Source organism: Polaromonas sp. JS666 (genome assembly GCF_000013865.1).
Lineage (GTDB): Bacteria > Pseudomonadota > Gammaproteobacteria > Burkholderiales > Burkholderiaceae_C > Polaromonas.
On the sequence record NC_007948.1, the window covers coordinates 3,766,709 to 3,789,372 of the forward strand.

General features: G+C 62.1%; 19 protein-coding genes and 3 pseudogenes. 13 read left to right on the top strand and 9 right to left on the bottom strand.

Features of this window, described 5'->3' with window-relative positions:
- Positions 1 to 26: 26 nt before the first annotated feature.
- Complete coding sequence (locus BPRO_RS17810; RefSeq protein WP_011484469.1) at positions 27 to 1,235, top strand: MFS transporter; 1,209 nt, start codon at positions 27 to 29, stop codon at positions 1,233 to 1,235.
- A 74-nt stretch (positions 1,236 to 1,309) separates the two neighbouring features.
- On the opposite strand, the gene BPRO_RS17815 is transcribed toward BPRO_RS17810, so the two are convergent.
- Together BPRO_RS17815 and murJ are read right to left on the bottom strand one after the other, a co-directional pair.
- Positions 1,310 to 2,158, bottom strand: a complete 849-nt coding sequence (locus BPRO_RS17815) for a SirB1 family protein (protein WP_011484470.1) — start codon at positions 2,156 to 2,158, stop codon at positions 1,310 to 1,312.
- Positions 2,159 to 2,259: 101 nt separating this feature from the next.
- A complete protein-coding gene (gene murJ, locus BPRO_RS17820; RefSeq protein ID WP_011484471.1) occupies positions 2,260 to 3,825 on the bottom strand; it encodes a murein biosynthesis integral membrane protein MurJ in 1,566 nt (521 codons plus the stop codon).
- A 342-nt stretch (positions 3,826 to 4,167) separates the two neighbouring features.
- Between murJ and rpsT the strand changes: the two genes are divergently transcribed.
- The gene (gene rpsT / locus BPRO_RS17825; RefSeq protein WP_011484472.1) at positions 4,168 to 4,479 is read left to right on the top strand and encodes a 30S ribosomal protein S20; all 312 of its coding nucleotides are present in this window, start codon (positions 4,168 to 4,170) and stop codon (positions 4,477 to 4,479) included.
- Positions 4,480 to 4,668: 189 nt separating this feature from the next.
- On the opposite strand, the gene BPRO_RS17830 is transcribed toward rpsT, so the two are convergent.
- Positions 4,669 to 4,980, bottom strand: coding sequence for a DUF3579 domain-containing protein (locus tag BPRO_RS17830; RefSeq protein ID WP_011484473.1), 312 nt, complete (start codon positions 4,978 to 4,980; stop codon positions 4,669 to 4,671).
- Between the two features lie 227 nt (positions 4,981 to 5,207).
- On the opposite strand from BPRO_RS17830, the gene BPRO_RS17835 reads away from it, so the two are divergent.
- Complete coding sequence (locus BPRO_RS17835; protein ID WP_011484474.1) at positions 5,208 to 6,422, top strand: aspartate aminotransferase family protein; 1,215 nt, start codon at positions 5,208 to 5,210, stop codon at positions 6,420 to 6,422.
- Entirely contained in the window at positions 6,419 to 7,408 is a 990-nt protein-coding gene (argF, locus tag BPRO_RS17840) for an ornithine carbamoyltransferase (protein WP_011484475.1), read from the top strand. Before BPRO_RS17835 ends, argF begins: the two co-directional genes overlap by 4 nt.
- Positions 7,409 to 7,625: 217 nt before the next feature.
- Here argF and BPRO_RS17845 read toward each other — a convergent pair whose 3' ends face one another.
- On the bottom strand, positions 7,626 to 8,696 hold the full coding sequence (locus tag BPRO_RS17845; protein WP_011484476.1) for a LysR substrate-binding domain-containing protein: 1,071 nt from the start codon (positions 8,694 to 8,696) through the stop codon (positions 7,626 to 7,628).
- A 171-nt stretch (positions 8,697 to 8,867) separates the two neighbouring features.
- Here BPRO_RS17845 and BPRO_RS17850 point away from each other — a divergent pair, with 171 nt between their 5' ends.
- From BPRO_RS17850 to BPRO_RS17865, 4 genes are all read left to right on the top strand, one after another.
- Positions 8,868 to 9,878, top strand: coding sequence for a Bug family tripartite tricarboxylate transporter substrate binding protein (locus BPRO_RS17850; RefSeq protein WP_011484477.1), 1,011 nt, complete (start codon positions 8,868 to 8,870; stop codon positions 9,876 to 9,878).
- A gap of 71 nt (positions 9,879 to 9,949) precedes the next feature.
- Positions 9,950 to 11,482 (top strand): UxaA family hydrolase, encoded by a 1,533-nt coding sequence (locus BPRO_RS17855; RefSeq protein WP_011484478.1) that lies wholly within the window; start codon positions 9,950 to 9,952, stop codon positions 11,480 to 11,482.
- 189 nt (positions 11,483 to 11,671) lie between these two features.
- Positions 11,672 to 12,475: a 4-hydroxy-2-oxoheptanedioate aldolase gene (gene hpaI / locus BPRO_RS17860; RefSeq protein ID WP_011484479.1), complete on the top strand. Its 804-nt coding sequence runs from the start codon at positions 11,672 to 11,674 to the stop codon at positions 12,473 to 12,475.
- A gap of 317 nt (positions 12,476 to 12,792) precedes the next feature.
- Positions 12,793 to 14,253, top strand: coding sequence for an NCS1 family nucleobase:cation symporter-1 (locus tag BPRO_RS17865; RefSeq protein ID WP_011484480.1), 1,461 nt, complete (start codon positions 12,793 to 12,795; stop codon positions 14,251 to 14,253).
- A gap of 408 nt (positions 14,254 to 14,661) precedes the next feature.
- Here BPRO_RS17865 and BPRO_RS17870 read toward each other — a convergent pair.
- A pseudogene (locus tag BPRO_RS17870) lies at positions 14,662 to 15,000 on the bottom strand (transposase); the annotation flags it as partial.
- Positions 15,001 to 15,050: 50 nt separating this feature from the next.
- Here BPRO_RS17870 and BPRO_RS17880 point away from each other — a divergent pair.
- A protein-coding gene (locus tag BPRO_RS17880; protein WP_232291426.1) for an IS3 family transposase occupies positions 15,051 to 16,258 on the top strand; the annotation gives its coding sequence in 2 pieces (ribosomal slippage) (positions 15,051 to 15,336 and positions 15,336 to 16,258; 1,209 coding nt in all).
- Between the two features lie 9 nt (positions 16,259 to 16,267).
- On the opposite strand, the pseudogene BPRO_RS17885 reads toward BPRO_RS17880, so the two are convergent.
- The 3 genes and pseudogenes from BPRO_RS17885 to BPRO_RS29700 form a co-directional block, all read right to left on the bottom strand.
- Positions 16,268 to 16,966, bottom strand: a pseudogene (locus BPRO_RS17885) (IS630 family transposase); the annotation flags it as partial.
- A gap of 129 nt (positions 16,967 to 17,095) precedes the next feature.
- A complete protein-coding gene (locus tag BPRO_RS30785) occupies positions 17,096 to 17,296 on the bottom strand; it encodes a hypothetical protein (RefSeq protein WP_041388925.1) in 201 nt (66 codons plus the stop codon).
- Positions 17,297 to 17,402: 106 nt separating this feature from the next.
- Positions 17,403 to 17,771 (bottom strand): hypothetical protein, encoded by a 369-nt coding sequence (locus tag BPRO_RS29700; RefSeq protein WP_011484484.1) that lies wholly within the window; start codon positions 17,769 to 17,771, stop codon positions 17,403 to 17,405.
- Positions 17,772 to 18,110: 339 nt separating this feature from the next.
- Between BPRO_RS29700 and BPRO_RS17900 the strand changes: the two are divergent.
- Positions 18,111 to 18,443: pseudogene (locus BPRO_RS17900) on the top strand (integrase core domain-containing protein); the annotation flags it as partial.
- Here BPRO_RS17900 and BPRO_RS17905 read toward each other — a convergent pair.
- Entirely contained in the window at positions 18,440 to 19,204 is a 765-nt protein-coding gene (locus tag BPRO_RS17905; RefSeq protein ID WP_011484486.1) for an SDR family oxidoreductase, read from the bottom strand. The pseudogene BPRO_RS17900 and the gene BPRO_RS17905 overlap by 4 nt on opposite strands.
- A 244-nt stretch (positions 19,205 to 19,448) precedes the next feature.
- On the opposite strand from BPRO_RS17905, the gene kynB reads away from it, so the two are divergent.
- From kynB to kynA, 3 genes are read left to right on the top strand one after another with little or no spacing between them, the layout of a single operon-like run.
- Positions 19,449 to 20,114 carry an arylformamidase gene (gene kynB / locus BPRO_RS17910; protein ID WP_011484487.1) on the top strand — a complete coding sequence of 222 codons (666 nt, stop codon included), beginning with the start codon at positions 19,449 to 19,451 and terminating at the stop codon, positions 20,112 to 20,114.
- 14 nt (positions 20,115 to 20,128) lie between these two features.
- Positions 20,129 to 21,490 carry a kynureninase gene (gene kynU / locus BPRO_RS17915; RefSeq protein ID WP_011484488.1) on the top strand — a complete coding sequence of 454 codons (1,362 nt, stop codon included), beginning with the start codon at positions 20,129 to 20,131 and terminating at the stop codon, positions 21,488 to 21,490.
- Between the two features lie 2 nt (positions 21,491 to 21,492).
- Positions 21,493 to 22,377 carry a tryptophan 2,3-dioxygenase gene (gene kynA, locus BPRO_RS17920; protein WP_011484489.1) on the top strand — a complete coding sequence of 295 codons (885 nt, stop codon included), beginning with the start codon at positions 21,493 to 21,495 and terminating at the stop codon, positions 22,375 to 22,377.
- The last annotated feature ends 287 nt before the right edge of the window (positions 22,378 to 22,664 follow it).

Here is a 22,664-nt window from a genome sequence, read left to right on the forward strand (position 1 = left end):
AGCGCTTCCGGTAAAGCCCACGGCCCATGGCTGATAAACCCGGCCACTCGCAGCGTCTTCCGGCGGGCATCTGGGCGCTGGGCTTTGTCAGCCTGCTCATGGACATTTCTTCCGAGATGATCCACAGCCTGCTGCCGGTCTTCATGGTCACGGTGCTGGGCACCAGCATGTGGGCCGTCGGCCTGATCGAGGGCTTTGCCGAAGCCACGGCGCTCATCGTCAAAGTGTTCTCGGGCGTGCTCAGCGACTACTGGGGAAAGCGCAAACCGCTGGCGGTGCTCGGCTACGGCCTGGGTGCGCTGTCGAAACCCCTCTTTGCCCTGGCCACGACCACCGGCATGGTGCTGGCCGCCCGCCTGATCGACCGCGTCGGCAAAGGCCTGCGCGGCGCCCCGCGCGATGCACTGGTGGCCGATCTGGCGCCGCCCAGCCTGCGCGGCGCGGCGTTCGGGCTGCGCCAGTCGCTCGATACCGTGGGGGCCTTTCTCGGTCCGCTCGTCGCCATGGGCCTGATGCTGCTCTGGGCCAATGACTTTCGGGCCATTTTCTGGGTGGCCATCATTCCGGGCTTTCTGGCCGTGGCCCTGCTGCTGTTCGGCGTGCGCGAGCCCGCGACAGGCAGGCAGGCACCGCGGCTCAACCCGATCAGCAAAGACAACCTGAAGCGCCTGAGCGGACCGTACTGGCGGGTGGTTGCCATCGGCGCGGTGTTCACGCTGGCGCGCTTCAGTGAAGCGTTTTTACTGCTGCGGGCGCTGCAGGGCGGCCTGCCGGTCGCCTACACGCCGCTGGTGCTGATCGGGATGAACGTGGTCTATGCCCTGGGCGCCTACCCGTTTGGCAAGCTGTCGGACTCGGTGAGCCACACCACACTGCTGGCCTGGGGGCTGGTGGTGCTGATTGGCGCCGATGTGCTGCTGGCCTCCAGCAGCCACTGGACCTGGCCAATGGCGTGGATAGGGGCCGGCATCGCGCTGTGGGGCCTGCACATGGCCATGACCCAGGGTTTGCTGGCCACCATGGTGACCAACGCCGCACCGGCTGACCTGCGCGGCACGGCATTCGGTTTTTTCAACCTGATGAGCGGCCTGGCAATGCTGCTGGCCAGCACGCTGGCCGGGGTGCTCTGGGACCAGCTCGGCGCACCGGTGACCTTTGCCGCTGGCGCGGCCTTCTGCCTGGTGGCGCTGGCCATGCTCTGGCGCTGGCGCGGCACCCAACTCTGGAGCACCTGACAAAGGGAGAATGAGAGGACACGATCCTGAGGCGGTCACCGATCCCTTTGGCCGGCCGGGCGCCCCAGGTCAAGTCAGTGTTTTCCCCGCAACTGGGACACGCGCTCGCTCATCGCGTCAATGTCCAGTGCGTCCTCGGCATGCGCCAGGTAGGTTTCCAGGTCGGATATTGCACGGGTCGCTTCCCCCTGCGCTGCCCAGGCCAGCCCGCGGTCACGGTACTCGGGCCAGGCGTCGGGCTGCAGCACGATCAGGCGGTCCTGCACGGCAATCAGGCGCGGCCAGTCTTCCTGGGTTTTATGGATTTCCTTCAGGTTGCGCAGCATGCGGCTGATGATGTCGCGCGGCGGCGCAGACTGCAAGTACAGACCCATAGGCACCTCGAACTCTTCCGCCATGCTGCCGCGCTGGCGGAACGGCTCCAGCCGCTCGGCCAGCTCTTCGCGGCTCAGGGACTGCCCGCTGAACGGATCAATCACCACCTGGCCCTTGGGCAAATTGACCTTGACCATGAAATGCCCCGGAAAGGCCACCCCGCGCGCGTTCAGGCCCAGCCCCAAGGCCAGTTCCAGCCACAGCACGGCCAGCGTGATGGGAATGCCGCGGCGGGTGCGCAGCACGGCGTTCAGGTAGCTGTTGTCGGGGTCGTAGTAATCGTTGACATTGCCGCCAAAACTCAGATCATGGAAAAAAAACTGGTTCAGCGCGCGCAGGCGTTGCAGCGCGGGTGCGTCCGCCGGCAGGCGGCGCTTGAGGCGGGCCAGCAACTGGTCCACATCGCCCAGCACCTGCTGCACGTCAAGGTCAGGGTATTCATCCTGGGCCAGGCTGATGGCGGTTTCCAGCAGCGGGAAATGCTCATCGCTTTGCACCAGACTGGAGAAATACTGCAACGGGGACGGTACGGCCAGATTTAATTGCATGGCACTACTTTCTCACAAACTGACACCCCTGTGGGGATCAGGAATACCCCCGGTTCGTCCCAGCCGACCAAAGGCAGGCTGGACCAACCGCGCCGGCCGGATCAGCGCCTGACCAGCTGGCGCAACTTCAGCCCGGAGAGCCAGAGCGCTACAAAATAAATAGCTGCCGACACCAACAAAACAAGGGCTAGCAACCAAATTCGTTCCAAATAGGCGCTTTTGAGGCCGGTCCAGCTCACCCGGCCTGCGGCCCACAGCAAAAACACCGCCAGCAAGGCGCTGGCGGCGAGGACCTGGCAGGCGAAAGCACCCCAGCCAGGCGCAGGCGTGTAACTGCCGCGCCGCATCAGGCCCACCAGCAGCCACAGCGCATTGATCAGCGCCCCGATGCCAATGGCGAGCGCCAGCCCGGCGTGCTGCAAAAGAGGCACCAGCGCCACATTGAGCAATTGCGTGATGACCAGCACCACCACCGCAATGCGCACAGGCGTGCGGATGTCCTGGCTGGCATAAAAACCCGGCGCCAGCACCTTGATGGCCACCAGGCCCAGCAGGCCTGCGCCGTAGCCCATCAGCGCAATCGTGGTCTGCTGCACGTCCCGGTCGGTAAAAGCGCCGTAGTGGTAGAGCGTCGCGACCAGCGGCTGTGCAAAGGTCAGCAGGGCTACGGCGCAAGGCACGGCAAGCACGACCACGATGCGCAGGCCCCAGTCCAGCATGGCCGAGTATTTGGCAGCGTCGCCGGCTGCCTTGGCGGCCGCCAGCTGTGGCATCAGCACCACACCGATGGCCACGCCCAGCATGGCCGTCGGGAACTCCATCAGCCGGTCGGCATAGGTCAGCCAGCTCACGCTGCCAGGCGTCAGGTGCGAGGCAATCTGGGTGTTGATCAGCAGGGAAATCTGCGCCACGCTGACACCCAGCAAGGCGGGAACCATCAGTGTGGCGATGTTTTTTGTCGCCGTGTCCGCCCAGGCAGCCTGGATAAGCGCCCAATTGAAGCCAATTTTTGGCAGCAGGCCCAGGCGCAGCAAGGCCGGCACCTGCACTGCCAACTGCAAAACCCCACCAAGCATCACGCCGGCGCCCAGGGCGTAGACCGGCTCGATGCCCTGTGCCCGGAACCAGGGCGCGCCCAGCCAGGCGGCCGCAATCATGGCCAGGTTCAACAGCACCGGCGTCGCCGCCGGCACCGCAAAACGCCGCCAGGTATTGAGTACGCCGGACGACAGCGCCACCAGCGACATGAAGGCGATGTAGGGGAACATCCAGCGGGTCATGAAGACAGCAGCTTCAAAGCCGCGCGGTTCCTGCTTCAGGCCGCTGGCCATGGCCCAGACCAGCACCGGCGCCGCCGCCACGCCGATCACGCAGGTCAGCAGCAGCGCCCAAGTCAACAGCGTCGCAACCCGGTCGATCAACAGCCTGGTCTCGGCGTCGCCGTTTTTGGCCTTGCTGGCCGCCAGCACCGGCACAAAGGCCTGGCTGAAGGCGCCCTCGGCAAACAGGCGGCGAAACAGGTTGGGGATGCGAAACGCCACGTTGAAGGCGTCGGTCATGGCGCTGGCGCCAAAAGTTGAGGCAATCAGCAGTTCACGCACCAAACCGGTGATCCGGGAAACCAGGGTGAGCAGGGAAACGGTGGAGGCGGCTTTGAAAAGTGACACCCGTGGAGTTTATAGCCCCCACGGTCGCTCACTGCGTGTAGCTCCCTGCCCCCCGAGGGGGCCGCCCGCCTGCGGCCCGGCAGAGCCGGTTCCGCGGCTCGACCTTGAAGTTCTGCGTTGCGCGCCGTGACGTGATTTGCGCCACCGTCGCCTAAGGCCTACTTGGCGATCAGCGAGGACCTCTTCACCAGCAGGGGCCGCGGAACCGGCTTCGCCGGGCCGCAGGCGCAGCGGCCCCCTCGGGGGGAGGGAGTGACACGAAGTGCACGACCGTGGGGGTATATAATGCTAGGTTTGCTGCAACATCCACAGACTCCTCCCCAGGATTAAAGGAAACTATATATGGCCACCGCCAAACCCAAGAAAAAGAACCCGCGCCTTGCGTCGGGCCGCAAACGCGTCCGCCAGGACACCAAACTCAACGCTGCGAACACCTCGCTGCGCTCCAAATACCGTACCGCTGTGAAAAACGTCGAAAAAGCCGTTGCAGCCGGTGACAAGGACAAGGCCAAAGACCTGTTCGCCAAGGCCCAGAGCATTGTGGACATCGTGGCCGACAAAGGCATCTTCCACAAGAACAAGGCAGCGCGCGATAAAAGCCGCCTGTCCGCCAAGGTGAAAGCCCTGGCACTGGCCCCCGCAAAGGCCGCCTGATCAGCCTGATCAATCAGGCAAACCGCCCGGACTGATTTTTCGGTCCGCCGTTTTGTAGGGTGCGCTGCAGCAAAGCAAAAAGCCGTCGAAAGACGGCTTTTTTGTTTTCTGCTCCGGTTGCGGCTGGGTGAGCCTGAAAGCGTAGCGAGCGGGTATGCGGCAACCGCGCATCGTGCCCGCGCCGCCGCTTTACGGCTTATCGGGAATCAGGCAGGCTTCAGCCACCTGCAGTTCGTTGTCCTTGGCAAAGTTGATCACAAAGTCCCAGGCCATGGGTTCGACATCGCGCAACTCGGCGTTGACGACCACGCACTTGAGGCCATTGATGACCGTGGGGACGCACCAGGGCGAATAGGTGAGATGGCTGCCCGGCTGCGGCCCGCCGGGACGGAACTGGCTCATCACACCGCACAACCTGTCGGCCCAGTCGCTGGGCCGGAAGGTTTTGCCGTCTCGGGTAATGCCCTGAATAAAGACTTCTTTGGCGGAGTTGGAGACCATCTGATGGAGGGTTTGTCGCGTGCCAGGAGCTGGGGGTATTGCGCCATGCTGCACCGCACCATGATTGTATCTTATATAAGACTCAAGTCCTGACTGTCACTCCAATTCTGCACATTGCTGTGATGCACTATCGTCACAAAAGCCCGCAAAGTCTGCGCCTAAAATTGCCGCATGCCCGTCGGCTTCCCGGCGGCCGCCTGTTCCCTGCCTTGCCCGGAGTTTTTGCCATGAACGCAGCCCTGCCCCAGCCCATCGAAGCCGCCTCACCCCACGTCATGAACACCTATGGCCGCCTGCCCATCGCGTTGTCGCATGGCCAAGGTTGCCGCGTCTGGGACGTCAACGGCAAGTCCTACCTGGACGCGCTGGGCGGTATTGCCGTGAACACCGTCGGCCACAACCACCCGAAACTGGTGCCCGCGCTGCAGGAGCAGATCGGCCGGCTGATCCATACCTCCAACTACTACCATGTGCCGCTGCAGGAAACGCTGGCGGCCAAACTGGTGGAGCTGTCGGGCCTGGAGAACGTATTTTTCTGCTCCACCGGCCTTGAAGCCAACGAGGCCGCGTTGAAACTGGCGCGCAAGTTCGGCCATGACAAGGGCATCGAGAGGCCGGAGATCGTGGTCTATGAAAAAGCCTTCCATGGCCGCAGCATCGCCACCCTGAGCGCCACCGGCAACCCCAAGGTGCAAGCCGGCTTTGGCCCGCTGGTCGAAGGTTTCATCCGTGTGCCGCTCAACGACCTGGAGGCCCTGAAGGCCGCCACGGTCGGCAACCCCAACGTGGTCGCCGTGTTCTTTGAAGCCATCCAGGGGGAAGGCGGCATCAACAGTATGAAGGACGAGTACCTGCGGGAGGTGCGCGCCCTCTGCGACGAGCGCGACTGGCTGCTCATGATCGACGAAGTGCAGTGCGGCATGGGCCGTACCGGCAAATGGTTTGCCCACCAGTGGTCCGGTATCAAGCCCGATGTCATGCCGCTGGCCAAGGGGCTGGGATCGGGCGTGCCGATCGGCGCGGTGGTGGCCGGCCCCAAGGCTGCCCATATTTTTAGCCCCGGCAACCACGGCTCGACCTTTGGCGGCAATCCGCTGGCCATGCGCGCCGGCGTGGAAACCCTGCGCATCATGGAAGAAGAAGGCCTGCTGGCCAATGCGGTCAAGGTGGGCGACCACCTGCGGGCGGCGCTGACGCGCGAGCTGGCCGACGAGCCGGGCTTGAAGGAAATCCGCGGCCGCGGCCTGATGCTGGGCATTGAGCTGACCAAGCCTTGCGGGGAACTGCTTGCCCGCGCTGCCGAGAAAGGCCTGCTGCTGAGCGTGACGGCCGACACCGTGATCCGCCTGGTGCCGTCGCTGATCATGACCACCGCCGAAGCCGATGAAGTCGTGGCGATTGTGGTCCCGCTGATCAAGCAGTTATTGAAAGAGAAAGCATGACCAAGAGCGCGACCAAGGCAACGAAATCCGGGGCCGGCGAATCAGCCGAAGCGAAAAGCACCGCGGCCAGGCCCATCAGACACTACCTGCAGTTCAGCGACCTGAATGCCAGCGAATACGCCTACCTGTTCGAACGGGCGGCGGTCATCAAGAAAAAATTCAAGGCCTACGAAAAGCACCAGCCGCTGGCGGACCGCACGCTGGCAATGATTTTCGAAAAAGCCTCGACCCGCACCCGCGTCAGCTTTGAGGCCGGCATGTACCAGCTCGGTGGCAGCGTGGTGCACCTCACCACCGGCGACAGCCAGTTGGGCCGCGCCGAGCCGATTGAAGACAGCGCCAAGGTCATCAGCCGCATGGTCGACCTGGTGATGATCCGCACCTTCGAGCAGACCAAGATCGACCGCTTTGCCGAGCATTCGCGCGTGCCGGTCATCAACGGCCTGACCAACGAATTCCACCCCTGCCAGATCCTGGCGGACATCTTCACCTACATCGAGCACCGCGGCTCCATCCTGGGCAAGACTGTGGCCTGGGTGGGCGACGGCAACAACATGGCCAACACCTGGCTGCAGGCCAGCGAAATCCTGGGCTTCAAGGTGCATGTGAGCACACCTGGCGGCTATGAGGTCGACCAGTCCATTGCCGGTATCCGCTCGGCCGAAAGCTACCAGGTGTTCAAGGACCCGATGCAGGCCTGCGCCGGCGCCGACCTGGTCACCACCGATGTGTGGACCAGCATGGGCTATGAAGCCGAAAACGAAGCGCGCAAGAAAGCCTTTGCCGACTGGTGCGTCGATGCCGACATGATGCGGGCCGCCAAGCCCGATGCCCTGTTCATGCACTGCCTGCCCGCGCACCGCGGCGAAGAGGTCGAAGCCGACGTGATTGACGGGCCGCAGTCCGTGGTGTGGGACGAGGCGGAAAACAGGATGCACGTGCAGAAGGCACTCATGGAGTTCCTGCTGCTCGGACGGGTCGAATGAAATTCGGCCCGGTGGCGCATTAGTGCATTAGCGCCGGCATTCTGTTTCGGCACAGGCTCATGTGCGCGCAGCGCACGTTAGCTCTAGGTGACGACGGCCAGGCAGCCGGTATCGCTCGATGCATTGGCCATCGCGCCGTGGTCGGGCGGGCTGTTTGCGGTAGAGGTGAATTGACTCGATAGCGCAGCGGAACCGCGCGAAGCCCGGTACGCCGCTATCACGCGCCAGTTGCCTTGGCACTCCTGGCACTCCTGGCGCTACTGGCTTGCTTGCTCCCTTTCTTTGCCAGCTTCTGTGCCGGCTTAAGCACCGCGGCCCGTGTCGATTTCTGGCCCGGCGTCTGACTCTCTTCGTTGTGAACGTCTTCGGCGACCAGGCGCAAACAGTCCATCAATTGCTCACTGCTCGGCGTCAGCCGCCGCCCCCGCACGGTGATGAGGCCGATGGGGGGCAGCTCAATCGGTACCTCGATGGGCAAAATGTCAAACAGGCCCTCCCTCTCGAAGTGCAGGGCCACCGAGCGCGCCAGGAAACCGGCCGCCTCGCGCTGCTGCACAAAAGTGCTGAGCACCAGGAAGGACGAGGTCTCGACAATATCGACCGGCGGGTTCAGCCCGTGGCGAAAGAAAGTCTGCTCGATCTTCACACGCAGTGAAGCCCAGGGCGGCGGCAATACGCAGGGCATGGCGGCCAGATCGGCCCAGCCCGGGGTTTTGCGCCGCGCCAGGGCATGGCCGCGCCTGACCACCACCTTCATCGGTTCGTTGAACAGCGCCTCGGTCACCAGGTCCGGCGCGGCGTAGCCAGGCTCCAGCCGGCCGACAAACAGGTCCAGTTCGCCCAGGCGCAGTTTGGGCAGCAGGTGCGTGAGGTCGCCCTCCTCCACCAGCACCGTGGCCTGCGCCGAACGCTGCTTGAGCAACTTGACCGCACCGGCCAGCAGGACCGGCATGGCCACCACCATGGCACCAACGCGGGTGCGGCCCGCCGCCCCGCTGGCCACCGCTGCAATTTCATCGCGCGTGCGTTCGTATTCCGCCAGCACCGAGCGCGCAAAACGCACGATGGCCTGGCCGCTGGATGTGGGAACCGTGCCGCGCGTGGAGCGCTCAAACAGCGTCAGGTCGAGCATGCTCTCGACCTCGGTGAGCATTTTCGAGACGGCCGGCTGGCTGACCGACAGGAACTCGGCCGTTCGGCCCAGATGGCGAAACTGGTCCAGCGCCACCATCAGTTGCAGGTGGCGCAGTTTGATGTTGGAGCGAAGGACACGGTCAATCTGGGCCATGGTTCATATTAACCCAGAGGCTATGAAGCTATTCCACTATTCGATTAGATTGTTATGAAGAATCGGGCAAGAATCGCTGCATAAGACGCGGCATAAGACGCGGCATAAGACGCGGCCATAAGACGCTGCATAAGAATTTCATCCGTATCCATCCACCCGAGGCAGACAAACATGAAAATTTCCACCCTTCCCGCCGGGGTCAGGCGCCGCGAACTGCTCATCGGCGCCGCCGCTACGGGCGTCGGGGCACTGGCACTCATGAACCCCTTGCGCGCACAGGCGCAGGCCTATCCCGACCGGCCGATCACCTTCATCTGCCCCTGGCCGGCCGGCGGCACGGCGGACCAGTCCATGCGCGCACTGTGCCAGATCGCCGCGCGCGTGCTGGGCCAGTCCATCGCGGTTGAAAACAAGGCCGGCGCCTCCGGCATGATTGGCACCAAGGCCATGGCCTCTGCCAGGCCCGACGGCTACACCATCGGCCAGATACCGATTTCCGTCACGCGTTTCTCGCAGCTCGGCACACTGCAACTGGACCCGCTCAAGGATTTCACCTACCTGGCGCGCACCTCGGGCCAGACCTTCGGCATTGCCGCCCCGGCCGACTCGCGCTTCAAGTCGCTGCAGGAAGTCGTGGCTTTTGCCAAAGCCAACCCCGGCAAGCTGACCTATGCCCATGCGGGCATCGGCGGCGCCACGCACGTCGGCATGGAGGAGTTCGCCCTGGCGGCGGGCGTCCAGTTCAACCATGTGCCCTACAAGGGGGGTGCCGAAGCGCTGCAGGTGGTGCTCGGCGGCCATGTCGACCTGCTGGCCGACTCCAGTTCCTGGGCACCGCATGTCGAGGCCGGCAAGCTCAAGCTGCTGGCCACCTGGGGCGAACGGCGCACCGCACGCTTCAAGGATGCGCCCACGCTCAGGGAACTGGGCTACAACGTGGTGGTGGATGCGCCCAACGGCATCGGCGCCCCGAAAGGCATGGACCCGGCCATCACCCAGAAACTGCGCGAAGCGTTTCGCGTGGCCGTGGCCAGCCCCGAGTTCAAACAGGTCGCCGACAAGATCGATGCACCGGTGCTTTACCTGGACGGCCCGGACTACGAGAAGTATGTGGCCAGCGTCTACCAGAAAGAAACCGTGCTCATTGAAAAGCTCAAGCTCAGGGAATTGATGAAGAGCTGAGCGCCACCCGCGTTGCCTTTCCCAACTCAGCCCACCCCTTCCAGACCTTTCCAGACCTTCCCAGTCCAGCCATGCCTTCCCCCACCGCCAGTCCGCTGATCCGCCTGCACGCCAACGACAACGTGCTGGTGGCGAAGACCCCGCTCGCACTGGGCCAGGCGCTGCCGGAGATTGATGCGCGTGCGCGCGCCCAGGTGCCGGCCGGTCACAAGATCGCCGCCTGCCGCATCGCCGGGGGCGAGCGCATCATCAAGTACGACACCGTGATCGGCATCGCCGCGCGCGACATCGAGGCGGGCGACCATGTGCACGCGCACAACCTGACGCTGGTGAACTTCGAGCGTGACCCGGCTTTCGGCCAGGACGTGCGGCCAGTCGAGTATGTGACGGATGCCGAGCGCGCCACCTTCATGGGTTTTGTGCGCCCCGACGGCCGCGTCGGCACCCGCAACTTCATCGGCATTCTGTCGTCGGTCAACTGCTCCGCCACCGTCATCAAGAACATTGCGGCCCACTTCACGCCAGAGCGGCTGGCGGACTTTCCACACGTGGACGGCGTGGCCGCCTTTGCGCAAACCAGCGGCTGCGGCATGTCGTCGCCCAGCGAACATTTTGATGTGCTGCGCCGCACGTTGGCCGGCTATGCCCGCCATCCCAACCTGGCAGGGGTGCTGATTGTGGGGCTGGGCTGCGAGCGCAACCAGGTGGCGTCGCTGGTGGAATCGCAAGGCCTGCCTGAAAGCAAACTCATGCGCACGCTGGTAATGCAGGAGGTGGGCGGCACCCGCGTAACCATTGAAGCCGGCATAGCCGCCATCCGGGAGATGCTGCCTGAAGCGAATGCCGCCCGGCGTCAGCCCGTGCCGGCCAGCCATTTGAAGATTGGCCTGGAGTGCGGCGGCTCCGACGGCTTCTCCGGCATCACGGCCAATCCGGCGCTGGGCGCGGCCATGGACATTCTGGTGCGCCACGGCGGCACCGCCATCCTGTCGGAAACGCCCGAGATCCATGGTGTGGAATACATGCTGACCCGCCGCGCCGTGACCCCGGAAGTCGGCCAGAAACTGCTGGACCGGCTGGCCTGGTGGGAGCACTACACGGCGGGCCACAACGCCCAGTTCAATGGCGTGGTCGGGCACGGCAACCAGGCGGGCGGGCTGGCCAATATCTTTGAAAAATCGCTGGGCTCGGCCATGAAGGGCGGCACCACGCCGCTGCAGGCCGTGTATGAATACGCCGAGCCCATCGACCGCCACGGTTTCGTGTTCATGGATTCGCCGGGCTACGACCCGGTGGCCTCGACCGGGCAAATTGCCAGCGGCGCCAACCTGATTTGTTTTACCACTGGCCGCGGCTCGATGTTCGGCTCCAAGCCGGCGCCCACGATCAAGCTGGCCAGCAACACGCCCATGTTCACCCGCCTGGAGGAAGACATGGACCTCAATTGCGGCGCCATCCTGGACGGCAAGCTGGACGTGCCGCAAATGGGCCAGCGGATTTTCGAGGCCATCCTGCGCCATGCCTCGGGCGAGCCGACCAAAAGCGAGGCACTGGGCCTGGGCGATCACGAATTCGTGCCCTGGCACCTGGGCATTGTGAGCTGACCGCCGCGCCCCTAAGGCTGCCCCAAGACTGCCCTGAGACTGGTATCGTCGGCATTCGCGACAGCACGCTTTGGACAAGGGACACGAGGGATCGCGTCGCGGCCTCAGGATGTCCGATAGACGATGATCCCAGCCGCGCGGCCCGCACTCCGTCAATGACCGTCAACGACCATTTCAAAGGATGAACTCATGAGCACCGGCAACCCCTTCAAGGCCGCACTGGCCAGTGGCCAACAGCAAATCGGCCTGTGGCTGTCCATGGCCGACCCCTATCTTGCAGAAGTCAGCGCCACCGCCGGATTCGACTGGCTGCTGATCGACGGCGAGCATGCACCCAATGACCTGCGCAGCACACTGGCCGCCCTGCAGGCCGTGGCGCCCTACCGTTCCCAGCCGGTCGTGCGGGCGGTAGCCGGCGACGTGCCGCTGATCAAGCAGCTGCTGGACATTGGCGCGCAAAACCTGCTGGTACCCATGGTCGACACAGCCGCTCAGGCCCAGGCCATCGTGGACGCGACGCGCTACCCGCCTCGGGGCATCCGGGGCGTAGGCAGTGCGGTGGGACGCGCTTCACGCTGGAGCGCGCGCACCGACTACCTCGACCACGCCGACAGCGAGGTCTGCCTGCTGGTGCAGGCGGAAACCGTCACGGCGCTGAAAAACCTGGAAGCAATTTGCGCGACAGATGGTGTGGATGGGGTGTTCATTGGCCCCGCCGATCTGGCGGCGTCCATGGGGCACCGCGGCAAACCGGGCCACCCCGAAGTGCAGGCGGCCATCGAGCAGGCCATGAAAACCATCATCGCCTCCGGCAAGGCAGCGGGCTCGCTGACCTCGGACCCGGCGCTGGCACGGCACTACCTGGCCCTGGGCTGCACCTTTGTGGCCACCGGCGTCGATGTGCTGGTCTATGCCAATGCGGTTCGGCGCATGGCGGCTGATTTCATCTCGCCCGGCGCCGGACAAGCGGTCATCCCGAGCGCAGCCTACTGACCGGCAAGGCTGCTCCTCGGCATTAACGGCCGGGAAGGCCAACAAGACCGATAACGCCGGTAAGACTGGGCACGCCGGCATTGCCCTGAAGGCTCACCAAAAAACGCTGCCGACCGACCCACGGCGCAGCGAGGGAGCGCGCTCGGCCCAATGGCATGAAACATGCTGCACCGCAGCATCAGGCCACGGGTAAACCCGTGGATCGAAGTTTTCATTTCTGAGTACAGTCGTGTATACAAAATTGACCGGCCCGCCGATCAGCCGTTTGTAACCCGTCCCCCTGGCCCTGCATTCACCCTCTGCATTGGAGATCACCCATGGACATTCGCAACCCATCGCCCGACCTTTACAACGAAGACCTGGCCCCGGCAAAAACGCGGAACTGGGGCACCTTCAGCATCTTCAATGTGTGGACCTCGGACGTGCACAGCCTCTGGGGTTATTACCTGGCAGCCAGCCTGTTCCTGCTGTGCGGCAGTTTCACCAACTTTCTGCTGGCCATCGGCCTGAGCTCGATGGTGATCTTTTTCCTGATGAACCTGGTCGGCTATGCCGGCGTTAAAACCGGCGTTCCCTACCCGGTGCTGGCCCGCGCCTCCTTCGGCGTGTGGGGTGCCAACCTGCCCGCGCTGGTGCGTGCGGTGGTGGCCTGCTTCTGGTACGGCGCACAAACTGCCGCGGCCTCGGGCGCCATCGTGGCCCTGCTCACCCGCTCCGATGCCATCATGGCGTTTCACAAATCAACGCATATGCTGGGCCATTCGGGCCTGGAGGTGATTTGCTTCGTCGTCGTCTGGGCCTTGCAGCTGCTGATCATCCAGAACGGCATGGAAACCGTGCGCAAGTTCCAGGACTGGGCCGGCCCGGCGGTGTGGGTGGCCATGCTGGTGCTTGCCGTGGGCCTATGCGTCAAGGCCGGCGGCTTCTCGTTTGACCACGGCATTCCGCAGGATGTGCTGCTGGCCAAGACCAAGGATGCCGGCGTCCCCGGCGAGCCCGGCTCGTTCTGGGCACTGATGGCCGTGGGCGCCACCTGGATCACCTACTTCGCCGCGCTGTACCTGAACTTCTGCGATTTCTCGCGTTATGCCAAAGACAAGGCCACCGTCAAGAAAGGCAACCTCTGGGGCCTGCCGATCAACCTGATCCTGTTCTCGCTGGTGGCTGGCGTAACGACGATTGCCGCCTTCAAGGTGTATGGCGAGGTGCTGCTGCACCCCGAGCAGATTTCCGCCAAGTTCGACAGCTGGTTCCTGGCGCTGCTGGCCGCGCTGACCTTTGCCGTGGCGACGCTGGGCATCAACGTGGTGGCCAACTTCGTCTCGCCCGCCTTTGACTTTGCCAATGTGTTCCCGCGCAAGATCAGCTTCAAGACCGGCGGCTACATCGCGGCAGGCATCGCGCTGGTGCTCTACCCGTTTGCGCCCTGGGAAGGCAACGCGGCAACGTTTGTCGGCGCCATCGGCGCCACCATGGGGCCGCTGCTGGGCATCATCCTGGTGGACTACTACCTGATCGCCAAAGGTGAGGTCAACGTGGAAGCGCTCTACCACGAGGACGGCGAATACCGCTACCAGGGCGGCTGGAACCCCAATGCCCTCATCGCCACCTTCATTGGCGCAATGTTCTCCAGCATATTGCCCAACTTCACCAGCCTGCTGCCGTCCTGGTGGGGCATTTATGGCTGGTTCTTTGGCGTGGCCATTGGCGGCATTGCCTATTACGCGCTGGCCATGGCCATGCCCCGGGCGGCGGCTGCGGCACACGCCAAGGCCTGACACCTCAGCACGGCGGCCTCGGGCGACATCAGCCCACGCATGGCATCTGTATTGCAGGTGGAGACTGGCCGGAATCCCCATCAGGAGATGCGTGCCGTAAAGACCATCTAGACCATCGCAGACCGTTTATCCCACGCATAGGTGGTTGATTTATTTCACCTCAGAATTGAATTGCGATACTCAACAGAGCTAGCGTAATTCCAGCCCACTTTGTCCAATTAAATAAATCGCGTTTGAACCGGTGCTCTGACGGACATTCAGCTCTTGACACCGTTAAATACTCTGCATGCTTTCTCCATATAAAAAGCATGCAACACATAGCTAAGATCAAAAAAATTAGAATCGCCGAAGTTATCGGCCGACTCGTTGCCCACAATTGCAATCGATTCATAAATAGCCCTTTCTTACTCAGCAGTCCGAAATATAGGCGACAGAAGAAGCCTCGAAAAATGAACGAACGAGGCGACGATTCTTCTTCACATCTAGCAGTTGCTGCTCGACGCGAATCTCCAGCTTTTCGCCCGCACGCAACGGATTGCGAGCAACACCGGTGCGCTTGACATGACTCCAGACCAACTCGTCGGGGTTCAAATCTGGCGCGTAGCCCGGAAGAACATGCATCGTCAGCTTTCCATTGGTACTGGCGATGTACTCCTTGACGTTGGCTTTCTTGTGGGCTGGCAACCCGTCCACGATCAGGTGAACCGCACTGGTGCGCCCACGCATCATTTTCTTGAGCATCTCTACTGTGGTGGTCTAATTTAAACAGACACAACGATAGGTTTTTTCAAACCTAAATGGCGCAAGACGTGAAAAATCAGAAATCCCGAAGAACCTTTGATGCGAGCTTCAAGCTCCAGGTGGTTCAGATGATCAAAGCTCAAGGACTGAGCATCGGCCAGGTCTGCAAGGACATGAATCTGGGGGAAAGCGCCGTCAGACGCTGGCTCACTCAGTTTGAAGCCGAGCAGTCGGGCCAGAGTGGCATTGGCAAACCCATCACGGCAGAGCAACAGCGCATTCGTCAGTTGGAGTGCGAGAACAGGCAACTGCGAGGCGATGTCGAAATCTTAAAAAAAGCGTCGGCCTTCTTTGCCCGCGAACTCAAATGAGCTACCAGCTCGTTGAGGACTTGCAAAAGAAGGCTACCCCCCAAGTGCCCGTTAGCCAGACGTGCCGAATCCTCGAAATTAGCCGCTCCGGATACTACGCGGCGCGTAAGCGCAGCCAGCAGGCACCCGTGGTGTGCGCAGCCAGCGTTCATTTGCAAGCCGCTTTCGCGGCCAGTGGCCGCGCTTACGGTAGCCGCAGATTGCGTGCTGCGCTGCACGCACGAGGCGTGACCGTGGGACGTCACCGGGTACGTAGCCTCATGCGTGCCCATGGGCTGCGCTCGGTCTGGAGGCGCAAGTTTGTGCACACCACGAACAGCAAGCACGGTCTGGCCGTCTCGCCGAACGTGCTGGACCGGCAGTTCGAGCAAACGGCACCTGATCGGGCTTGGGTTTGCGACATTACCTATATTCGCACGCGTAGTGGCTGGCTGTATCTGGCTGCAGTGCTGGACTTGCATTCGCGCAGGATCGTGGGCTGGGCTACTGCTGGAGATATGCAGGCTACGCTGGTGACGACGGCCTTGCAGATAGCCATTGCGCAGCGCAATCCCAGTCCTGGGCTAATCGTGCACTCAGACAGGGGCACGCAGTACGCGAGTAGCGCGCATCAGGCGCTGCTGAAAAAGCATGGGCTGGTAGGTAGCATGAGCCGAAAAGGCAACTGCTGGGATAACGCTGTGATGGAGCGTTTCTTCCTGAATTTGAAAATGGAACGGGTCTGGCAAAAAGACTACGCAAATCACAGTGAGGCCACAAACGACGTTGCTGACTACATCGTCGGCTTCTACAACTGTGAACGACTGCATTCAAAACTGGGAAATTTGTCACCCATTGCCTTCGAGCAAAAATCGGCAACTCAACAACCTATCGATGTGTCCGAAATAACTTGACCACCACACTACAAACAGCTCTGCCGTCAGACCCCCTTGGTAGGTGGCAAACCAGAAGCCCCCCTTGGCATTGACCGCCGAGGCCGCCGAGATCGACTGGCGCTGGCCGGGACGCTCGATGACGGGCGTCTTGCCCTTGACGCCCCAAGTCTTGCCATGCACTGTGTCGGCACGAAAGCCCGACTCGTCCCAGAAATAGATGTCTGCGCCGCTTTGCCGCGCAGCCGCCGCAATGCCCGGATAGGTTTCGCGCTGCCAGCGCTCGATGGCTTGCGGGTCGCGCTGGTAGGCACGCTGCAGTGGCTTTTGCGGGCTCAAGCCCAGACGGGCCAGCATTCTGCCGACGGCCGTGACGCCCAGCTTCAGACCAAACTTTTTCTCGATCAGGGTGGCTGCGATCTGGCGTGTCCACAATCCGAAGTCCAGCCCGTACTGCCTGGGGTCCTTGCCGTTGATCCAGCGAAAGACCTGAGCTTGCTGGGTCGCTGTCAATTTGCAGGGGCGTCCCGTGGCAGGACGCGAGGCCAGCGCCCGCTCTCCTTTGCCGCGTCCCGATGCCGCTTTGAGCCAGCGGTAGATCGAGGTGCGGTTCATGCCCAGGGACCTCACCACCGCCGAGGGCTTCTCGCCTTCGCGCACCCGGCGCAGCGCCAGCAGGCGAAATTCTTCCAGCGTGGCGTGGTCCAGGGTGCGGCCGTCTCTTTTCATGCACCATCAGACTATCACCTCTCGCTCAAGTTCCCAACTTGTCGCTCTAATTTCGGACTGGTGAGTAAGTTCAATTTTCACGGCGGGTAAAGTCGAGCCAGTGACGGTCTTACAGCTCAAACAGCAGCATCATCTTTCCCTCAAACCTTCATTGCCTGCCCGCTGAATCGGGCTCAGCAAATACTCAATCACTCGCCGCTGCCCAGTCTTGATTTCCGCCGTCAGGTTCATCCTCGGCATCAGCTGAATCAGCTTGCCGTTCACATCGATCTGCTTGGTTTTTAAAGCCAGCGTCACCGGGAAGATCGCGCCGCGCTTTTCGCCGTTCACCGCGTCGACTGCGACAAGAAGGCCTAGGCATCATTCGCTGCAGCCCCTAAAGAGAAAGCTATCTCAGCGATGGTGATAGGGACCTTCAGTCATACAACGCCTTTATTTAAAAAGAAAAAATAGTAGCTACAGTAATTAACCAACCCAGTATTGATGAGATGACAATCACACTTGCCGTACCTAATAAAAGCCCAGCCGCCCCATATCCGCTACATCGGGAAAATTCATGTTCATTCATGTCAGACCATGCTTTTCCTCGTAAATCTGTTGGCAGATTTTTCTTAACATAGGCGTTAGGTATCAGCATTATCAAAACAACAACCAGACCAAATGCGGCCAGCCATATAGCGCTCTGCCAAAGTTGACCTGTATTTCTTTTGACCACTGAAAACGAGTAGTAAACAGTTGCAAGCAGTGTTAGGAAGAAAGGCCAAATAAAAAAAGCGCCAGAATGATTTCTTATCCATCTCAACATCTATTTTTCTCCTATGGTTAACGGGTTACCACTCCGGCACGATCATTATTAATTCCTCATCATGTTGAATAAATAAATTGAAAGGAGACAAACGAAGCAAATTAAAAATATTTTTGTTACCCAGTAACAAATGATTTCATCAGTAGGTGCTGCATCAGGCCCGAAAATTTTTGGACTATTTTTTAAGAAAGCATGAGAAAAGTACAGCTCGGATTTGAATATCGCCAAGATAAGGATGCACAACAATGAAGCGGCACCAAAAACGATAAAAACTATCAGCAATAAGTTCATCTCTCTTTCCTTGAAGATTCATAGCGAGACTCAATGCCGCAGGGAATCATGGGGGTGCGCGTTGCGCAGGTGATGACCGATAACGGCTCGGCTTACAAATCAAAGCGCTTTGCCAAGCTGCTGCGCCGCCTGGGGATCAGGCACATCCGCACGCGCCCTTACACCCCACGCACCAACGGCAAAGCCGAACGATTCATCCAGACCTTGCTGCGCGAATGGGCCTACGCCTTCATCTACCCCGATTCAGATGCTCGGGCCCATGAACTGGAGCCCTGGATGCATCACTACAACTTTCGCAGGCCCCACTCAGCGACCTCCCACCGCCCTCCAGCTTCTCGCCTCGGATTTGATGGGAACAACGTCGTGAGAAACTACATCTAACCCCGACCCACAAACGGCATTTTGGTGGCCATGATGGTCATGAACTGCACATTGGTGGACAGCGGCAGCGCCGCCATGTGAACCACCGCATCGGCCACTTCCTTCGCGTCCATCATGGGCTCCACCGCGATCTCGCCGTTGGCCTGGGGAACGCCCTTGGTCATGCGGGCGGAGAGCTCAGTCAGGGCATTGCCGATGTCGATTTGCCCGCAGGCGATGTTGTACTTGCGGCCATCGAGCGAGATCGATTTGGTCAGGCCCGTGATGGCGTGCTTGGTCGAGGTGTAGGGCGCCGAGTTGGGGCGCGGCGCATGGGCGGAAATCGAGCCGTTGTTGATGATGCGGCCGCCCTGCGGCTGCTGGTCTTTCATCAGCCGGATGGCGCCCTGCGCACAGAGGAAAGAACCCGTGAGGTTGATGTTCACCACGTTTTGCCATTGCTCGAACGTGATGTCCTCGATGTTCACACCCGGGGCGTTCACGCCGGCGTTGTTGAACAGCAGGTCGAGCCGCCCGAACACCTCCTTGACTTTGGCAAACAGGGCCACAACCGATTCGGGGTTGCTCACATCGGTGGGCACCGGCAGCGCGCGATCAGTGCCCGACGCTTTGGCAACCTCGTTGAGCGGCTCGATGCGCCGCCCGACCAGCGCCACGCGGTAGCCCGCCTCCAGTAACGCCAGCGCGACGGCCCGGCCAATGCCAGTACCCGCCCCGGTCACCACGGCAACCTTGCCGTTTGCCTTGTCGTTCGAACCCATGTTGTACCTCTGTCTCTTTAATTGATGTTGATGAAGAAGAATCCGGGTGTCAGACCCGCGGCCGACGGCCAGTGCCGATGCTCTGGATTGTGCCCCAGCCACGGCAGGGCGGCAGGAGCGCGCACAACCCGTCTCCCCTGGTTTCGACTTCTTTGCCGGCAATTACTTTAGGTTTAAACTATTTTTATCACTTGTTGGAAATAACCGACACCACGGCTTTTTCGGCGGTGCTACCTTTACACGTATGACAGCCAGAGTCCTACCATCCACCACCGCAAAGCCCTTGAGGCTTTGGGACATCTCGCCCCCCGTGGCGCCAGGCTCGCCGGTTTTTCCGGGCGACACGCCCTACCAGCAGCAATGGGCCGCGAGCATCGCGCCGGGCTGCCCGGTGAACGTCAGCACCCTCACCTTGTCGCCGCACATCGGCGCACATGCCGACGCACCGTTGCACTACGACCCGCAGGGCGCCACCATCGGTGCGGTCGATCTCACGCCCTATATCGGGCCATGCCGCGTCATTCATGCCATCGCCAAAGGGCCGCTGATCGAGTGGGAGCACCTGGCGCATGCCGTACACGACCTGCCGCCGCGCGTGCTGGTTCGCACCTACGCGCGCATGCCAGTCGAGCGCTGGGACCCCACGCTCGCGGCCTACGCGCCCGAGACCGTTGAGCGCCTCGCCGCACTCGGCGTCAAGCTGATCGGCATCGACACCGCCAGCATCGACCCGGCCGGAAGCAAAACCCTGGACAGCCACCAGGTGATCCGCCAGCGCGGCCTGCGCGTGCTGGAAAACCTGGTGCTCGACGAGGTGCCCGAAGGCGACTACGAACTGATTGCCCTGCCGCTCAAGCTGATGACGGCCGATGCCTCCCCCGTTCGCGCAGTCTTGCGCGAACTCCCCTGAAAGATGAACCTGACATGAGCACAACTCTGCAAGATTGCCGCGCACTCGATGCGCAAGACCCACTGCGTACCCTGCGCGACCAGTTCACCCTGCCCGAAGGCGTGATTTACCTGGACGGCAACTCGCTCGGCGTGCTTCCCAAAACCGCAGCGGCCCGCGTGGCCGAGGCAGTGACGCAGGAGTGGGGCCAGGGCCTGATCCGCAGCTGGAACAGCGCGGGCTGGTTCAGCCTGCCGCAGCGCCTGGGCGACAAGATTGCGCAACTGATAGGTGCAAAACCGGGCGAAGTGGTGGCCACCGACAGCACCTCGATCAATCTCTACAAGGTGCTCAGCGCAGCACTCCATATCGCCGCGCAGGACGCGCCGCAGCGCAAGCTGGTGGTGAGTGAGCGCAGCAACTTCCCGACCGACCTCTACATTGCCGAGGCGCTGTGCAAGGAACGCGGCTTGCGGCTGCAACTGGTAGAGCCCGAAGAAATTAACGGCGCGCTGACCGCCGACGTGGCGGTGCTGATGCTGACCCATGTGAACTACCGCACCGGCGCCATGCACGACATGGCCGCCGTCACGGCGGCCGCCCATGCCGCAGGTAGCTTGACGGTCTGGGACCTAGCGCACAGCGCGGGCGCCGTCCCCGTGGACCTGAACGGCGCAAAGGCCGATTTCTCGATTGGCTGCGGCTACAAGTATTTGAATGGCGGCCCCGGCGCCCCGGCCTTTGTCTGGGTCAACCCCAAGCACGCCGACCGCTTCTGGCAGCCGCTGGCCGGTTGGTGGGGCCATGCCGCGCCCTTCGAGTTCACGCCCGACTACCGACCCGCCGCCGGCATTTCTCGGTACCTGTGCGGCACGCAGCCGATTCTGAGCATGACGGCGCTGGAATGCGGGCTCGACGGCTTTCTGGCGGCCGAGCCACTGGGCGGCATGCAGGCGCTGCGCCGCAAATCGCTGGCCCTCACCGACCTGTTCATTCAACTGGTTGAAGAGCGCTGCGCAGATCAGGGCCTCGGGCTTGCAACCCCCCGCGAGCACACGCAGCGCGGCTCGCAGGTTTGCCTCACGCTCGGACACAGCCCCCACGCTCCACCGCTGCGCGGGTCGCTGCCCCCCGAGGGGGCCGTCACCGCCTTGGGGCGGCCCGGCGGCGGTGAGTCCGGCGCTTACGCCATCGTGCAGGCGCTGATTGCGCGCGGCGTGATTGGTGACTACCGCGCAGGCGACGGCGGGAAACATCTCGACATCCTGCGCTTCGGCTTCACGCCGCTCTACATCGGCTTTGAAGATGTCTGGAACGCCGTGGAGCAGCTCAAGCAGGTACTTGACACCGGTGAATGGCAAAGCGCCGAATTCAACCAGAAACATGCGGTGACCTGATCATGTGCCCCCACGCCCACCCCCCCGCCAAACCCGACCACGGCGCCACCACGACGCCCGAGCGCATTGTTCACGACGAGAAGGCGCAGCTCGACTTCAGCCGCGACATGAGCTATGGCGACTACCTGCAGCTGGATGCGATTCTGAACGCGCAAAAACCACTCTCGCCCGCACACGACGAGATGCTGTTCATCATCCAGCACCAGACCAGCGAACTCTGGATGAAGCTGATGCTGCACGAGTTGCGCGCCGCGATTGCGAATGTAGCGGCCGACGAACTGGGCAGCGCCTTCAAGATGCTGGCACGCGTGAGCCGCATCATGGAGCAGCTGGTGCACGCCTGGGACGTGCTGGCCACCATGACGCCGCCCGAGTACAGCGCGATGCGCCCCTACCTCGGGGCGTCGAGCGGCTTTCAGAGCTACCAGTACCGCTGCATCGAATTCGCCTTGGGCAACAAGAACGCCGCCATGCTCCAGCCGCACGCACACCGGTCGGACCTGCTGGCGCAGGTGCAGGCCGCCTATGAAGCCCCCTCGCTCTATGACGAAGCCCTGCGCCTGCTGGCGCGGCGCGGCCTGGCCGTTCCCGCCAGCCACACCGAACGCGACTGGACACAGCCCTACCTTGAAAGCGCCGCGGTCGAACAGGCCTGGCTGACCGTCTACCGCGACCCGAAGCAGTACTGGGACCTGTACCAGCTCGGCGAAGAACTCACCGACCTCGAAGACGCGTTTCGCCTCTGGCGTTTCCGCCATGTCACCACGGTCGAGCGCATCATCGGCTTCAAGCCCGGCACCGGCGGCACCAGCGGCGTGAGTTATTTGCGCAAGATGCTGGATGTGGTGTTGTTTCCGGAGATCTGGAAATTGCGGACGGATTTGTAGGGGAAGTGGATTTACCGGAATAGGTGTCTGCGTGAGGTGCTATTTATTTAATAGCGGGTTGACTCTGCTGAGGGTTGCTGGCCGGGGGTAGCCCGGCGGCTACTCACTTTTCTTTTGCTTCGCCAAAATAAAAGTAAGCAAAAGAAAAGGCGACCCTACTGTCTGCGACCCCTGCGCTTCGCTCCGGGGCAACCTGCGGTGCTCGGTCCAGGCGGGGTCTCGCTCGAACTCGCTACGCTCAGACAATCGCGATCCCTGATCCGCCTGGACCTCCGCTCCTCGGCGCA

Excerpts from the sequence above, each read along its gene's own strand:
- argF (WP_011484475.1), top strand. The coding sequence starts at position 6,419 with ATGACCAAGAGCGCGACCAAGGCAACGAAATCCGGGGCCGGCGAATCA.
- BPRO_RS17810 (WP_011484469.1), top strand. The coding sequence starts at position 27 with ATGGCTGATAAACCCGGCCACTCGCAGCGTCTTCCGGCGGGCATCTGG.
- BPRO_RS17835 (WP_011484474.1), top strand. The coding sequence starts at position 5,208 with ATGAACGCAGCCCTGCCCCAGCCCATCGAAGCCGCCTCACCCCACGTC.
- rpsT (WP_011484472.1), top strand. The coding sequence starts at position 4,168 with ATGGCCACCGCCAAACCCAAGAAAAAGAACCCGCGCCTTGCGTCGGGC.
- hpaI (WP_011484479.1), top strand. The coding sequence starts at position 11,672 with ATGAGCACCGGCAACCCCTTCAAGGCCGCACTGGCCAGTGGCCAACAG.
- BPRO_RS17855 (WP_011484478.1), top strand. The coding sequence starts at position 9,950 with ATGCCTTCCCCCACCGCCAGTCCGCTGATCCGCCTGCACGCCAACGAC.
- kynA (WP_011484489.1), top strand. The coding sequence starts at position 21,493 with ATGTGCCCCCACGCCCACCCCCCCGCCAAACCCGACCACGGCGCCACC.
- BPRO_RS17845 (WP_011484476.1), bottom strand. The coding sequence starts at position 8,696 with ATGGCCCAGATTGACCGTGTCCTTCGCTCCAACATCAAACTGCGCCAC.
- BPRO_RS17850 (WP_011484477.1), top strand. The coding sequence starts at position 8,868 with ATGAAAATTTCCACCCTTCCCGCCGGGGTCAGGCGCCGCGAACTGCTC.
- BPRO_RS17815 (WP_011484470.1), bottom strand. The coding sequence starts at position 2,158 with ATGCAATTAAATCTGGCCGTACCGTCCCCGTTGCAGTATTTCTCCAGT.
- kynU (WP_011484488.1), top strand. The coding sequence starts at position 20,129 with ATGAGCACAACTCTGCAAGATTGCCGCGCACTCGATGCGCAAGACCCA.
- BPRO_RS17905 (WP_011484486.1), bottom strand. The coding sequence starts at position 19,204 with ATGGGTTCGAACGACAAGGCAAACGGCAAGGTTGCCGTGGTGACCGGG.
- BPRO_RS17830 (WP_011484473.1), bottom strand. The coding sequence starts at position 4,980 with ATGGTCTCCAACTCCGCCAAAGAAGTCTTTATTCAGGGCATTACCCGA.
- kynB (WP_011484487.1), top strand. The coding sequence starts at position 19,449 with ATGACAGCCAGAGTCCTACCATCCACCACCGCAAAGCCCTTGAGGCTT.
- BPRO_RS17865 (WP_011484480.1), top strand. The coding sequence starts at position 12,793 with ATGGACATTCGCAACCCATCGCCCGACCTTTACAACGAAGACCTGGCC.
- BPRO_RS29700 (WP_011484484.1), bottom strand. The coding sequence starts at position 17,771 with ATGTTGAGATGGATAAGAAATCATTCTGGCGCTTTTTTTATTTGGCCT.